Annotated in this window: 10 protein-coding genes; all 10 read left to right on the top strand. The window is 69.9% G+C overall.

Going from position 1 to position 14766, the window contains the following annotated elements:
* The first annotated feature begins 5 nt into the window (after positions 1 to 5).
* The 10 genes from ACFHVL_RS17070 (at position 6) to ACFHVL_RS17025 (ending at position 14684) form a co-directional block, all read left to right on the top strand.
* Positions 6 to 4766, top strand: coding sequence for a beta-ketoacyl synthase N-terminal-like domain-containing protein (locus ACFHVL_RS17070; RefSeq protein ID WP_416628982.1), 4761 nt, complete (start codon positions 6 to 8; stop codon positions 4764 to 4766).
* A gap of 33 nt (positions 4767 to 4799) precedes the next feature.
* Positions 4800 to 5126 (top strand): acyl carrier protein, encoded by a 327-nt coding sequence (locus ACFHVL_RS17065; RefSeq protein ID WP_416628981.1) that lies wholly within the window; start codon positions 4800 to 4802, stop codon positions 5124 to 5126.
* 2 nt (positions 5127 to 5128) lie between these two features.
* Complete coding sequence (locus tag ACFHVL_RS17060; protein ID WP_416629023.1) at positions 5129 to 5977, top strand: alpha/beta fold hydrolase; 849 nt, start codon at positions 5129 to 5131, stop codon at positions 5975 to 5977.
* 28 nt (positions 5978 to 6005) lie between these two features.
* Positions 6006 to 6968, top strand: a complete 963-nt coding sequence (locus ACFHVL_RS17055) for a hypothetical protein (RefSeq protein WP_416628979.1) — start codon at positions 6006 to 6008, stop codon at positions 6966 to 6968.
* 48 nt (positions 6969 to 7016) lie between these two features.
* Positions 7017 to 8831, top strand: a complete 1815-nt coding sequence (locus ACFHVL_RS17050) for a hypothetical protein (RefSeq protein WP_416628977.1) — start codon at positions 7017 to 7019, stop codon at positions 8829 to 8831.
* A 16-nt stretch (positions 8832 to 8847) separates the two neighbouring features.
* Positions 8848 to 9858 (top strand): alpha/beta hydrolase family esterase, encoded by a 1011-nt coding sequence (locus ACFHVL_RS17045; protein ID WP_416628976.1) that lies wholly within the window; start codon positions 8848 to 8850, stop codon positions 9856 to 9858.
* Positions 9859 to 9872: 14 nt separating this feature from the next.
* Positions 9873 to 11120, top strand: a complete 1248-nt coding sequence (locus tag ACFHVL_RS17040) for an ABC transporter ATP-binding protein (protein ID WP_416628975.1) — start codon at positions 9873 to 9875, stop codon at positions 11118 to 11120.
* Complete coding sequence (locus ACFHVL_RS17035) at positions 11117 to 11962, top strand: ABC transporter permease (RefSeq protein ID WP_416628974.1); 846 nt, start codon at positions 11117 to 11119, stop codon at positions 11960 to 11962. The genes ACFHVL_RS17040 and ACFHVL_RS17035 overlap by 4 nt, the downstream gene beginning before the upstream one ends.
* A 106-nt stretch (positions 11963 to 12068) precedes the next feature.
* Positions 12069 to 14069 carry a cytochrome c oxidase subunit I gene (ctaD, locus tag ACFHVL_RS17030; RefSeq protein ID WP_416628973.1) on the top strand — a complete coding sequence of 667 codons (2001 nt, stop codon included), beginning with the start codon at positions 12069 to 12071 and terminating at the stop codon, positions 14067 to 14069.
* Between the two features lie 111 nt (positions 14070 to 14180).
* Entirely contained in the window at positions 14181 to 14684 is a 504-nt protein-coding gene (locus ACFHVL_RS17025; RefSeq protein ID WP_416628972.1) for a hypothetical protein, read from the top strand.
* Positions 14685 to 14766 lie beyond the last annotated feature (82 nt).

Here is a 14766-nt window from a genome sequence, read left to right as displayed (position 1 = left end):
TCCAGATGCCCCAATCGCTCGACGCACAGCAGACGATCGCCATCGTGGGGATGGCAGCCCTGATGCCTGGTGCGCCCGACATCGACGTCTACTGGCGCAACCTGGTCGACGGCGTGGACGCGATCACCGACGTACCCGCGCACCGTTGGGACGAAGAGTTCTACGACCCGGAGCATGCCGACCGCCCGGACCGGATGTACTGCCGCCGCGGCGGGTTCGTCGACGATTTCGCCACCTTCGAGCCGCTGCGGTTCGGCATCATGCCGATGTCGATCGGAGACATCGAACCCGACCAGCTGATCACCTTGCAGGTCGCCGCCGCGGCCATCGACGACGCGGGTGGTCAGGACCGGTTGCCGGACCGGGACCGGATCGGGGTGCTGCTCGGCCGCGGCGGCATCCTGAGTCCGGCCCAGGCCCGCTACGCCCAGCGGGTCCGGATGTCCAGCCAGGTGATCAGTATCCTCAAGGAACTGATGCCGGACCTGCAGCCGGAGAGCCTCGATCGGGTCCGGCGCAAGTTCGACGAGCGGCTCGGCCCGCAGCAGCCCGAGGGCACCATCGGGCTGGTGCCCAACCTGGCCGCGTCGCGGGTGGCGAACCGGCTGAACCTGCGCGGCCCGTCCTACACCATCGACGCCGCTTGCGCCTCGTCGTTGATCGCCGTCGACCAGGGGATGACCGAACTGCGCGCCGGCCGGCTGGACATGGTGCTCGCCGGCGGCGTGCACCATGTGCATGACATCAGCTTCTGGTCGGTCTTCAGTCAGCTTCGCGCGCTGTCGCGGCAGGGGGAGATCCGGCCGTTCGACAGCTCGGCGGACGGCCTGCTGATCGGTGAAGGCACCGGTGTCGTGGTATTGAAGCGACTGGCTGACGCGCTCGACGCCGGCGACCGGGTGTACGCGGTGATCCGCGGTAGCGGGGTCTCCAGCGACGGCCGGTCGGCCAGCATGTTCAACCCGGCGAGCAGCGGCCAGTCGTTGGCCATCCGGCGGGCCTGGGAGGCGGCGGGGCTCGATCCGACGGACCCGGACGCGCTCGGTCTGCTGGAGGCGCACGGCACCGGAACCCCGACCGGGGATGCCGCCGAACTCGTCACGGTCGCCGAGGTGTTCGGCTCGTACCTAGGTGGACCTCGGCCGGTCATCGGCTCGGTGAAGTCGATGATCGGACACACCATGCCGGCGGCCGGGATCGCCGGTCTGATCAAGGCGACGCTTGCCATCCACCGTGGAGTGCTGCCTCCCACACTGCACTGCGCCCAGCCGCGGGGGGAGATGGCGGCGACCCGCTTCGCGCCGATCGCCGCCGCGCAGCCCTGGGAAGGTGAGGGGCCGCGCCGGGCCGGCGTCAACGCGTTCGGCTTCGGCGGGATCAACGCCCATCTGATCATCGAGCAGCCGCCGATGAACTCGGCCGCGTCGACCGCCTGGGCGGCCGCGTCGAACCCGACAGCCGCGCCGGCGGCCCGGTCGGCCGGCGCGACCGTCGCCGAACCGGATCAGGTGCTGTGGTTCGCCGCCGCCGATGCGGCTGGGATCGCCGCCCTGCTCGACCGAGACGACGTGACCGTACGCCAGGAAGGTGCTGCCTTCGCCGACGACCCGCGGGCGTTGCACGCCCCCCAATGCCGGCTCGGTGTGGTGGACCCCACCGACAAGCGGCTGGCCACGGCCCGTCGAGCGGTGAGCCGAGGCGAGTCGTGGCGGGGAGCCCGGGACATCTGGTTCACCCCGGCTCCGCTGCTCACCGCCGGAGGCAAACTGGCGTTCGTGTTCCCCGGCCTGGAAGCCGAGTTCACCCCGCGTACCACGGATCTGGCCGCCCACTTCGGGCTGCCCGACCGCGACTGGTCCGCCGCCGACCTGGGCCGGCACGGCGCCGGGTTGATCGAGGTCGGGAAGCTGCTCAACGAGGTGCTGGGCCGGATCGGTATCCGGCCGGACGCGGTCGCCGGGCACAGCATCGGCGAGTGGGCCGCCGCAGCCGCCGCCGGCCAGGTCAGCACCACCGACATGGACGGGTTCTTGAAGATCTTCGACGCGGACTCGGTCGCCGTCTCCGGCTACGTGTTCGCCGCCGTCGGTGCCGGTGCCGACCAGGTGACGCCGGTGCTCGGCGACTTCCCCGGAGTCGTGCTGTCGCATGACAACGCACCGGCGCAGTCGGTGGTCAACGGGCCCGAGGTGCAGGTGGACCGGTTGATCGAGGAGTTGCGTCGCCGCAACGTACTGTGCCAGAAGCTGCCGTTCCGCTCGGCGTTCCATACCCCGGTCTTCGCCGAAGGGCTGCGTTCCATCGGCGTGGCGTTGCAGTCCTGGCAGGTGCATCCCACGTCGGTCCCGGTCTGGTCGGCGACGTTGGCCGCACCGTTTCCCACCGACGAGCAGCAGGTCAACCAGATCTTCGTCCGGCACATGATGGAGCCGGTCTGGTTCCGTCAGACGGTGGCCGCCATGTACGACGCGGGAATCCGGGTCTTTCTCCAGGTCGGCGCGGGACAGCTCGCATCGCTGGTAGGCGACAACCTGCGCGGACGGGACCACCTCGCGATGCCGGTCAACGTCGGGCACCGTAGTGGTCTCGACCAGCTGCGCCGGGTCGCCACCGCGCTCTGGGTGGAGGGTGCGGAGCCGGAGCTGCGGGCACTACGGCCGCCGGTGCCGGTCGCCGCTGCGCCCCCGGCTTCGGCGGTTTCCCCGGCCCGTCGCGGTCCGAAGATCCGGCTGGACCTCGGCGGTCCGCTGGTGCGTCTCGGCCCCGGCGCGCAGGACCTGCTCGGTCTGCCGCAGCGGTCGGCCTCGAACGGTCAGGCCCAGGCGGTTTCCCCGGTTCCGGCTCCGGCCGCAGCGGCAGTGGCCGCGCAAGCGGCGCCGCCGGCCCCGGCCACGACGGTGGGGGCGCCGAAGCCCTCGGCAACAGTCGGTGGTCCGCCGCCGGCAACGGGCAAGGGCGCTGGGCCGGAAACGGCAGATGGCGCCGGTCCGCTCTCCGCGTTGCACCAGCTCGCCGGTCGGTCGAAGGCCGCTGCTGAACTGGCCGCACTGCTGCGGGACACCGCCGACGGCGTGGTGAGCGTGCTGGACGCCGCCACCCGGCCGGCCCCGGCTCCGGGACCGGGACCGGCGCCAACGGTCGCCGCCCGTACGCCGGCAGCCCCTGCCGTGTCGGCGCCGCCCACCGTGGCGCAGACCTTGCCGGCCCGCACCGAGATCGCCCGGTCCACCCTGCGGGTCTCGGTCGACACCATGCCCTATCTGCTCGACCATTGCTTCTTCGTGCAGCCGGACGACTGGCCCAATGCCGAGGACCGGTGGCCGGTGGTGCCGGCGACGACCGTCGTGCAGCACATGATGGACGCGGTCGTGCAGGCGGTCCCCGGCGCACATGTGGTAGGGGTGCGCGACGCCCGGTTCAACCGCTGGACCATCGCCGACCCCGCCCAGGACGTCGAGATCGTCGTCAAGACAGCCGGACCGCACTCGTACGCAGTCACTTTCGGCAGCTACGCCCGGGCCACCGTCGAAGTGGCCGGCGACTACCCGGCCCCGGTGAGCGCCCCGTGGACCCACGATCCCGCTACCGAGATGCCGCCGAGGATCAGTGCCGAGGAGATGTACGCCGAACGGCTGATGTTCCACGGCCCGCAGTTCCAGGGTGTATCCACCGTGCATGCGCTCGGCGAGATGCACGTACGTGGTGTCGTCACAGCGCCCGTGCCGCCGGGTGCGGTGCTGGACAATGCTCTGCAGCTGATCGGCAACTGGCTGATCACCACCCAGCCGATCCGTACCGTCGCACTACCTGTCGGTCTCGGCCATGTCCGGTTCTTCGGGCCGCCGCCGGTTCCGGGCACCGCGTTGGAGTGTGTGGCTCGGGTCCGTTCCATCGACGATTCCCAGCTGGTCGCCGACACCCAGTTGTCGATCGGCGGCCGGGTGTGGGCCCAGATCGACGGAGCGGTCGATCGTCGCTTCGACAGCCATCCGCAGGCCCGGCCGGCCGAGCGCTTTCCGGAACGCCACCCGATGTCGCTACGGCAACCTGACGGCTGGACGGCGGTGTTCGACTGCTGGACCGACCTGGTCACCCAGTCGATGGCCGCGCGCGGAATCCTCGGCACGGCCGCCTGCGTCGAGTACGACCGGCAGCCGGGGAAGAACCGCAAGCAGTGGCTGCTCGGGCGGATCGCGGCCAAGGACGCGGTGCGCTTCCGCCAGTGGGACGCGGGGCACACCGACGTCTACCCGATCGAGTTGACCATCGGCAACGACTCCAACGGGCGGCCCCGGGTGGACCTGCGCCCCGGCCGGGGACTGCTGGACTGTGACCTTTCCCTGGCGCACTGCGCCGACGTGGCGGTGGCCATCGCGGGCCCGGCGCGGCCGAGTCCGGACGCGCCCGGCGTGGGCATCGACGTCGTCGAGGTGACCGACCGGCCGGACAGCACGGTGAGCTACGCCCTGACCGGTCCGGAGATGGCGCTGCTGCACCAGGTGAGCGCCGGCGGTGACCGGCAGCACTGGTTCGCCTGCTTCTGGGCGGCGAAGGAAGCCGCCGGCAAGGCGGAGGGAACCGGGCTCGACGGGGCACCCCGTCGGCTGCGGGTGGTCGCCGTGGACGCCAACGTCCTCGTCGTCGAGGTCCCCTCTGGGAGGTCCTACCGGGTCGCCTGCCAGAGCCTGGAGAATCCCGCCGACCTGCCGCCGCGACGCTATGTCGTCGGCTGGACCTCGGGTCCCGAACCCACCCAGCATGCCTGAACTGCCGCAACCTGTCCCGACAAGGAGACCCGCATGCCTGCCGACCACGACATCATCCTGGCGGAGATTTCGCAGATGCTCCGCGCGGTGCTTCCCGGCATCGATCCGGACGAGGAGATCACCGTGGACACCAGCTTCCGTGACGACCTCGAGATGGAGAGCATCGACGTGATCTCGCTCGCCGGGCGGCTACAGGCCCGATACGGCGAATCGGTCAACTTCGCCCAGTACGTCGCCGCACTCGACGTGGAGTCGTTGCGCGGATTGCGGGTGGGCGAGCTGACCGAGCACATCGCGGCGTCGCTGGACCGGGCGCCGGTGTCGGGCTCGGCGGCACCGGTGCCGGTGGCCGGCCAGTGACCATGGTCCGGGCGAACGGCGTGGCGATGCACGTCCAGCAGTTGGCGCCGGACGATCCGCCGGCCGACGCCGCATCCCGCACGGGGCCGCCGACCGCGGTCCTGGTTCACGGCATCGCGACCGACAATCTGGCGAGCTGGTATCTCAGCCTGGCGTACCCGCTGGCCGCCGCCGGGTTCCGGGTCGTCATGTACGACCTGCGCGGCCACGGCCGCAGTGAGCGCCCACCGAACGGCTACCGGGTGGACGACCTGGTCGACGATCTTGCCGCGCTCCTCGACGAGCTGGGGATCGCCGGCCCGGTGCATCTGTTGGGCAACTCGCTCGGCGGCACCATCGCCTTCGGCTACGCGGTCCGTCATCCGGGCCGGGTCGCGTCGATCGTGGCGGTGGAGGCGGCACCGGCGACGACGCGCTGGCTCACCCGGATCCGTCGCCAACTGGCCGCCGCGCTCGGTCCGGCCCGTCCGGCGGCCGCGCCCGGCGCCCGATACCTGACGGCGCTACGCAACCTCGTCGCCACCACGAGCGCCGGCCAGGATCTGCCGGCCAGCACGCCGCTGGCCGCAGCGGATCTGCACGCGATCGACTGCCCGGTGCTCGGCGTGTTCGGCAGCGAGTCCGCCGCCGCCGACCTCGCGCCGTCTCTGGTGCACCTGCTGCCCCAGGCCCGGGTGGTGGTGATCCAGGGACACCGGCACGCGGTGCTGGTCACCGCGCGTGATCAGGTGCGAGATCAGGTCCTGCCCTGGCTGCTCGACCAGCTCGGCCCGGGCTCCGACTCGACCCCGGGCGGTAGCTCTTCCGGTGCCAGCGCCGATCCAGCCGGCCTGACCGCGCCGCGACGTTGACGCAGTCGTCTCTCCTCAGGAGGTTCAGATGCACACTGAAGATCCCGGCCGGGCGATCATCATCAGCAGTGGCCGCTGCGGTTCGACGCTGCTGTCCGATCTGATCGTCGAGGAGCCGGAGACCCTGTCCGTGCAGGAGTTCATCATGGCCACCCCGTCGTGGGCGAAGGCCGGTGGGGCGATCACCGGGGCGGCGTACTGGCAGGTGCTGAGCAGCCCGAAGCCGGAGCTGGCCACCCTGTTCGCCATTGGGCTGCCGCCCAAGGAGGTCCGCTACCCGACGAACGGCCGCTGGTCCGACCGGCTGGAGCAGCTCCCGCAGTTGCTGGCGATCACCTTGCCGAAGCTCACCGAGGATCCCGACGCGCTCTTCGACGAACTCGCAACCCAGGTGCTGGACTTTCCGGAGCAATCGTTCGCCGCACACCACCGGATGCTGCTCGACCTGATCACCCGGTTGACCGGCAAGCGGCGCTGGGTCGAGCGCTCCGGCGGGTCCAGCCAGGTCGCCCCGTACCTGTTGCGGTCCTTCACCGACGCGCGGATCGTCTACCTGACCCGGAACTGGCCCGATACGGCCCGGTCGATGAGCCGCCATCCGTCGTTCCAGCTCATCCAGCTCCGCCTGGAGTTCGTGTCCCGGTGTGGGGTCGACCCGTTTCAGATGACTTCTGACCAGCAGGTGCCGGCCGAACTTGAGCATCTGCTGCCGGGTCGGATCACCGCCGACCTGTTGCGTGAGCGCGGCGCCGACAGCACCCGATACCTCGGGCTGTGCGCCTTCATGGCAGCCCAGGCCGAACAGGCACTCGCCGACAACCCGCCGACGCACCTGCTGACCATGACCTACGAGGACCTGGTCGCCGAACCAGTGCCGGAGCTGATCCGCCTCGGCGAGTTCCTGGAGTTCGCCGACCCGTCCGGCTGGGCGCAGCAGGTCGCCGGTCGAGTCAGCAAGGGCGGCGCGGTGCGGCAGACCGCCGCTGTCTGACTTGTTCGCAAGGTTCGTGAGCCATCACTGAAAAGGGAGTGCGATTCGATGCGTAGGTTGCGCCCATCGACAGGCCGGTCGGTTGTCGCCGCCCTGCTCGCCGTGCTGATCCTGGGGGCCGGCCCGGCGGCCGCGGCCCCGGTCGCCGGACCAGACGGCGCGGCCGGCGGCGCCGCCGGGCACCACGGCGGGCTTCGGCACGAGACGACCCTGCTGGCGAAGGCCCCGGTCGACGAGTGCTTCGTCGACATCGGCATCGACTATCCGGCCGGACCACCGTGCGAGGCCGGACAGGCGAAGGTCAACCAGTCGTACGTCTGGGGGCTCACCCGGCACAAGCACCGGCTGTGGTTCGGCACCGGGGCCAACATCAACTGCATGACCAGCGGCAACAATCTGCGCAACACGACCCCGACCCGCAACGCCGACTGGGTCTGCGAGTACGGCCAGAGCCAGATCGCCCGTCGCAACCCCCAACTGCCGGCGACCCTCGGTGACCACCGCACCCCACGGCTCTACACGTACGACACGAAGAGCCGGCAGATGATCGAACGCACCGACGTGGTCCGCGCCGCCTCACCGGACGACGCCAACCGGTTGAGCACCACCGCCGGTATCCGGGCGGCCGGCAACCACCGGGGCGTGGTGCTGTTCGGCGGTCCGGCACTCGGCGCCACGCTCAATCTGTTCGCGTTCGACGCCGACACCGGTGCATTCCTCGGCTCGCGCACCTACGCGGAGTACGGCAACATCCGGCACTTCCTCGTCGCGGACGGCGAACTGTACACCGGAGTCGGGGTGGGCCCCAACGGCGGCGAGCGTGGTCTCGTGCTGCGCTGGACGGGCAGCAAGTCCAACCCGTTCAGCTTCACCGAGGTGGCGAACCTACCGGCGCAGGCGGTGGACCTCGCCGCCCACCAGGGCCGGATCTACGTCACCACCTGGGTCGGCGCGGAGGCCGCGGTGGCGACGACGAGCGCCGGCCCGGTGTCACCCACCGCCGACATCGCCGACGCGCCTACCGCCGACGACCCGGTCCCGCCGAACGTCGCCGGGGTCTGGATGAGTCCGAAGCTGTCCGACAACGGGCCCGGGCTCGACAGCCGCGACGCGGACAGGTGGACCCGGGTGTGGAGCGTGCTGGACTACGAGCCGGACCCGATCGTGGCCCGGACGTACGGCCTGGGCGGCCTCGCCTCGTACAACGGCAAGCTCTACTGGGGCACCATGCACGTACCGCTCAAGTCGACCACCGTGCACCTGACGGTCTACCCACCCGTCGACGAGCAGGGGATCCGCGACTCGGTCCGCAACACCCAGCGGGCGATCGGCATCTTCCGGGGCAGCTTCCAGGGCCACCATCAGCAGGTCGACCTGCTCTACGGGGCGCCACAGTTGCCCGCGTACGACCCGGCGGCCAACGACGGCGCCGGGCAGTGGGTCACCACGCCGACCGGCTACACCCCGTTGTACGGGCCGTCCGGATTCGGCAACCCGTTCCTGAACTACACCTGGAAGATGGTGGTGGCCGGCGGTCGGCTCTACGTCGGCACCATGGACTGGTCGTACCTGGCCAAGGAACTGGTGCAGCCGGAGTCCGCGCCGGCGGCGGCCGACGAGGAGCCGGACTTCGGCGCCGATCTGTACGTCTTCGAGTCCACCAGCAAACCGGCGGCGGCCGTGGACACCACCGGTCTCGGAAACTACCTCAACTACGGGGTCCGCAGCATGGTGGTGGACGGCAGCACGGTATACATCGGAACAGCCAACCCGATGAATCTGCGGACGGATCTGACCGACGATGTCCCGGAAGGCGGTTGGGAGTTGCTCAAGTTGACCCCGAAGCACCATCACCATCACTAACAGAAGCAGGTGAGCGATGTCGCGGTATCGGCGCCGGTTGACGGTCCTGGTCACGGGGGGTGTCCTCGGGGCACTTGTCACGGGCTGCACATCGGCACCGGACCCGGCGCCGCGTACGTCGGCCGGGGATCCGCCGTCGGTCGACGGCGGATCCGTCGGTCCCGGACCGGCCACGCCGCCGGTGGGGTCGTCGGCGCAGGGCATCACCGTCGACGGCTACGACCGAACCTATCGGGTCTACCGACCGGCAGACCTGCCGTCGGACGGCCCGGTGCCGCTGGTGGTCATGCTGCACGGTCTGCTCGGCAGCGGTGAGCAGGCCGAGTCGTGGTACGGATGGAACGCCGCCGCCGACTCCGCCGGGTTCGTCGTCGCGTACCCGGACTCGCGGAACCGAGCCTGGGCGGTGTCGGAGGAATGCTGCGGTGTTTCGGCCCGCGACGGGATCGACGACACCGCGTTCGTGGCGGCGGTCGTCGAGTCGCTGAGCGGGCAACTGCCGGTGGATCCGCGCCGGACCTACGTGGCCGGCATCTCCAACGGTGGCATGCTCGCCTACCGGCTGGCCTGCGACACGTCGATCTTCGCCGCGGTCGTCGCCGTGTCGGCGACGATGCTCGGGGACTGCCCGGCACCCGAACCGATCTCGGTGCTGCACATCCACGGCACCGCCGACGAGACGATCCCGTACACCGGGGGACCGGGCCGGTGGGATGGTGCCGGCCGTGACGGGGTGCCCGGCACCGTCGACGGACCGCCCGTGCCGGACCTGGCACAGCGCTGGCGGCAGATCGACCAGTGCGCGGCTCCGCAGACCAGCACCGAGGCGACCGTCACCACGATGGCCGCCAGCTGCCCCGACGGCCGAGCAGTCACGTTGATCACCATCGACGGGGCGGGGCACCAGTGGCCCGGTTCCCGCCAGCGGGCCGCCGGCCGGCTGCTCGGGCTGGACCGACCCGCCACCGAGGTGGACGCCACCGCCACCGGCTGGCAGTTCTTCGCCTCCCATCCCAGACCCGCCTGATCAGGAGAGGCCAGATGTCGAGTACCGGCACCCAACCGATGATCGACGGCTCCGCGACCGCCACATCACCGCCGACCGAGCACCAGGCCGGCGTCGTGCCGGCGGTAGAGGTCGTCGACCTGGTGAAACGGTATCCAGGGCAGGAAGTGAACGCGATCGACGGACTCTCCTTCGCGGTGCGGCCCGGAGAGGTGCTCGGCCTGCTCGGGCCGAACGGTGCCGGCAAGTCCACCACGGTCGGCGTACTCACCACCACGATCCGGGCGACTTCGGGAACCGCGCGGGTGGACGGGGTGGACGTGTCCCGCCACCCGGTGGTGGCCCGGACCCGGTTCGCCGTCGTTCCCCAGTACAACAACCTGGACCGGTCGCTGACCCCGCGTCAGAATCTGCTCTATCACGCCGCCTACCACGGGGTACGGCGCGTCGAGCGGCAGGACCGGGCGCAGCGGCTGTTGACCGAGTTCGGTCTGGACCGGCAGGCCGACTCGCGGGTCGACTTCTTCTCCGGCGGGATGGCGCAGCGCCTGATGATCGCCCGCGCCTTGATGCACGACCCCCGGGTGCTCTTCCTCGACGAGCCGACCAACGGACTGGAGCCGCAGGCCCGACTGCTGATCCGGACCCGGATCCGGCAGTTGCGCGAGCGGGGCGTCACGGTGGTGCTGACCAGTCACGAGATGGGCGAGGTCGCCGAGCTGGCCGATCGGGTGGTGATCGTCGACCACGGCCGGCTGCTCGCGCTGGACACGCCGGCCAATCTGCTACGCGGTCTCACTGGGCGGGCGGTACTCGACCTGACCGTGCGACCCGGGCCGGGTGATGACGCGACCGGTCTGCTCGCCGCGCTCACCGCGCTCGACGGGGTGCGTACCGGGGAGGTCGGCACGGGCGGTGAGCCGGCCGCCGGTCCGCGTCCGGGCGGGGCGGCCGGCGCCGGCCGCCCCGGACTGGCGGCGCTCGCGGCGGATCCCGCCATCGCGGCGAAGATCGCCGCCGCCCGGTCCGATCCCCGGATCGCCGCGAAGATCGCCGCCGCCCGGTCCACCCCGCGCTTCGCCGAGCTGTTCGCCGCTGCCGCGCCAGCCGGTCCAGCGGCCGAGGTCCGGCTCCGGTTGCAACTGGACGCCGACCCAGCCGCGATTCTCGGGCCGGCGCTGACCGTGCTGGCCGGACGCTCTGGCCAGCTGACCGACGTGCACATCGGCAAGCCGGGTCTGGAAGACCTGTTCCTCACCCTGACCGGCAAGGAGATCCGTTGAGCACGATCGACACGGCGTCGACTCCGTCGGTTCCCACGGCCGCAGTGCCCGCCGTCGAGGCACGCCAGCGACCGCCGGTCGCACGGGCCTTCGGCGCCATTCTGCTGCGGGACCTGTTCGTCTCCGGCAAGGACATCTGGTTCGTCCTCGCCCAGGTCCTGATGACCCCGCTGTTCATGTTGTTCGTCTTCACCCGGGTGTTGACCATGCAGGGGATCGTGGGCGCCGGATTCGCGGACATACTACTGCCGGGTACGGTGGCGCTCGCCACCTTCACCACCTCCCTGCAGAGCGTGGCGGTGCCGTTGGTCAAGGAGTTCGGCTTCACCCGGGAGATCGAGGACCGGTTGCTGTCCCCGCTGCCGACCGCGCTGGTGGCGGTGGGCAAGCTGGTCGTCGCCACGCTACGTGGGTTGTTCGCGGCAGTGCTCGTCTATCCGCTGGGCGCCCTGGTGGTCGGCTCGGCCCCGGGTGACTGGTCGGTGCTGCCGTTGTCGTTGCTGGTGGTGCTGCTCACCGGGTGGGTGGGTGCGGCGTTGGGTATGACCCTGGCGACGGTGTTGCCGCTGCAACGCATCCAGGCCGCCTTCTCACTGGTCGTGACTCCGATCATCTGGACCGGCTGCGTGCACTACCCATGGCAACGGTTGGCGGAGATTCCATGGTTCCAGGTAGCCACGGCGGTCAACCCGATGACGTACGCGTCCGAGGCGTTGCGTGCGGCGATGGCACCGCACGTGACTCACCTGCCGATCGCCCTGTGCCTGCTGGTCCTGACCGCGGTGGCCGCCGCCGCCACCGTCGCCGCGCTGCGCGCCTTCACCCGTCGGGCGGTCCGGTGACCCGGTAGGTCCGCCGCCGTACCTGGCACAACTAATCCTGATTTACCGTCTCAACAGGCTGTTTAGCAGGTTACGGTCGATCCGGGTGGTGTCGGGAGAGGCGGCCATGGCGGAGCAGACCGGTACGGAACTGTTGGTACCCGTGCGTCCGCTCGCGATCGGAGCCACCGGCGGGTTCCCCGGGCCGGTGCGTCCGGCGGTCCCGGGCAACTCGCTGACCCGGCTGTTGCGGACCACCGACGCCAAACAGATCGGTCTGCTCTATCTGAGCACCTCGTTTGGCTTCTTCGTCGCCGGCGGCGTGATGGCCCTGCTGATGCGGGCCGAACTCGCCCGCCCGGGGACGCAGTTGCTCTCTCCGGAGCAGTACAACCAACTGTTCACCATGCACGGCACGATCATGATGCTGTTGTTCGCGACCCCGCTGGTCTTCGGGTTCGCGAACTACCTGGTACCACTGCAGATCGGTGCCCCGGACGTCTCGTTCCCCCGGCTCAACGCCCTGGCGTACTGGCTGTACCTGCTCGGTGGTCTGCTGGTCATGGGTGGCTTCCTCACTCCGGGCGGTGCGGCCGACTTCGGCTGGTTCGCCTACACGCCGCTGAGCCGGATGGAACACAGCCCGGGAGTCGGGGCGAACTTGTGGATCGTCGGCCTGGTGATCTCCGGGCTCGGCACGATCCTCGGCTCGGTGAACCTGATCGCCACCATCGTCACCCTGCGGGCACCCGGGATGACGATGTTCCGGATGCCGATCTTCACCTGGAACATCCTGATCACCGCGCTGTTGGTCGTCCTGGTGTTTCCGTTGCTGGCCGCCGCGCTGCTGGCGCTGCTCGCCGACCGGTTGCTTGGCGCGCACGTCTACGACCCGCAGACCGGCGGCCCGATGTTGTGGCAGCACCTGTTCTGGTTCTTCGGTCACCCCGAGGTGTACATCGTCGCGCTGCCGTTCTTCGGCATCATCAGCGAGATCATTCCCGTCTTCTCTCGCAAACCGATCTTCGGCTACAAGGGCCTGGTGGCCGCGACGATCGCGATCGCCGCGCTGTCGATGAGCGTCTGGGCACACCATATGTTCGGCACCGGCCAGGTGCTACTGCCCTTCTTTGCCATGCTCAGCTTCCTGATCGCGGTGCCGACCGGCATCAAGTTCTTCAACTGGATCGGCACGATGTGGAAAGGACAGCTGTCCTTCGAGACACCGATGCTGTTCGCCGTCGGCTTCCTGGTCACCTTCCTGCTCGGTGGGCTCACCGGGGTGCTGCTGGCCAGTCCGCCGATCGACTTCCACGTCACCGACACGTACTTCGTCGTTGCGCATTTCCACTACGTGCTGTTCGGGACGATCGTCTTCGCCGCTTTCGGCGGTGTCTACTTCTGGTTTCCCAAGATGACCGGCCGGCTGCTCGACGAACGGCTCGGCAAGATGCACTTCTGGACGATGTTCATCGGATTCCACGCGACCTTCCTGATCCAGCACTGGCTCGGCAACGAAGGCATGCCTCGCCGGTACGCCGACTACCTGACCACCGATGGATTCACCGTTCTGAACATGATCTCGACCGTCGGGTCGTTCGTGCTCGGCGCCTCGACCCTGTTCTTCATCTGGAACGTCTGGAAGTCGTACCGCTTCGGTGAACAGGTGACCGTGCACGACCCGTGGGGTTTCGGCAACTCGCTGGAGTGGGCCACCACCTGCCCGCCGCCGCTGCGCAACTTCGACCGGCTGCCGCGGATCCGATCCGAGCGTCCGGCATTCGAGGCCAAGTACGGTGCCCGGGTCTCCGACCTCGGTCGTGATCTGCCGCAACGCGACACCGAGCCGCCCCAGCATCTGGCTGACGAACTGCGCCGGGAAACCGCCGACCAGCGCGCCGTCCGGCGCGGCACGGCCCAGGGACCGGCCGGGTTGATCACCTTCGAGCCCGACCCGGTGTCCGGTGCCCGGGCCGTCCAGATTCCCCGGCTGGAAGAGGTGCGTCGGCCGAGCTTCGAACACACGACCGAGCCCGAGGATCCCCTCGGTGCGCAGCGGGGGCCGCAGATGCAGCGGTGGCGGCGGCCGTCTGCAGACGACGACTCCGCACCCGGCGACTCGGCATGACCGTGCGGTGCTGGCGACCACCGGGTCGCGGCTGCCGTGCCTGGTCGGGGTGCGCTAGCCTCCGATCCCTGGTCGCCGCGATCGCCGTGGTCCGCCACTGAGGAGGCGCAGATGTTCGAGGAAGTCGCGGGAATCCCCGCCCATCCACTGCTGGTGCACGCGGCGGTGGTTTTTGTACCGCTGCTGGCGCTGCTGGCGGTGGCGTACTCACTGGTACCGGCCCTGCGCCCGCACACCCGTTGGGTACTGGCCGCACTCGCCGTCGTGGCACCGGTCTCCGCGCTGGTCACAAAGCTCTCCGGGGATGCGTTCTTCAACCGGATGGAGGAGGCTGGCCGGATCACCGAGAGTTTCCTCCCGGTGATCGAGGAGCATGAGCAGTTGGGCAACCTGACGCTGATGGCCGCGATCGTGCTGGGGCTCGCCACCCTGGCACTGGTCTACCTGGTAGCGCCGCGGGTCGCGGCGGCGGCCGGCAGTGCGGCCGCCGCGCCGCGCAGCGGGGCGCTGGTACTGGTGGTGAAAGGTGTAGTTATCCTCGCCGCGGGGGTAAGCATCTACTTTGTGGTGAGTGCCGGCGACACAGGTGCGAAGGCGGTCTGGACCGGTTACTGACAGTGCGAGGGCTGTCTGCTGGTGAGATCCTTCGCTCACCAGCAGCAGCGGCGAACGACGGGGATCGGCGGTGTCGCGCGAT

Source organism: Micromonospora sp. LOL_023 (assembly GCF_048060115.1).
GTDB lineage: Bacteria > Actinomycetota > Actinomycetes > Mycobacteriales > Micromonosporaceae > Micromonospora_E.
This window is presented reverse-complemented; position numbering and strand designations above follow the sequence as displayed.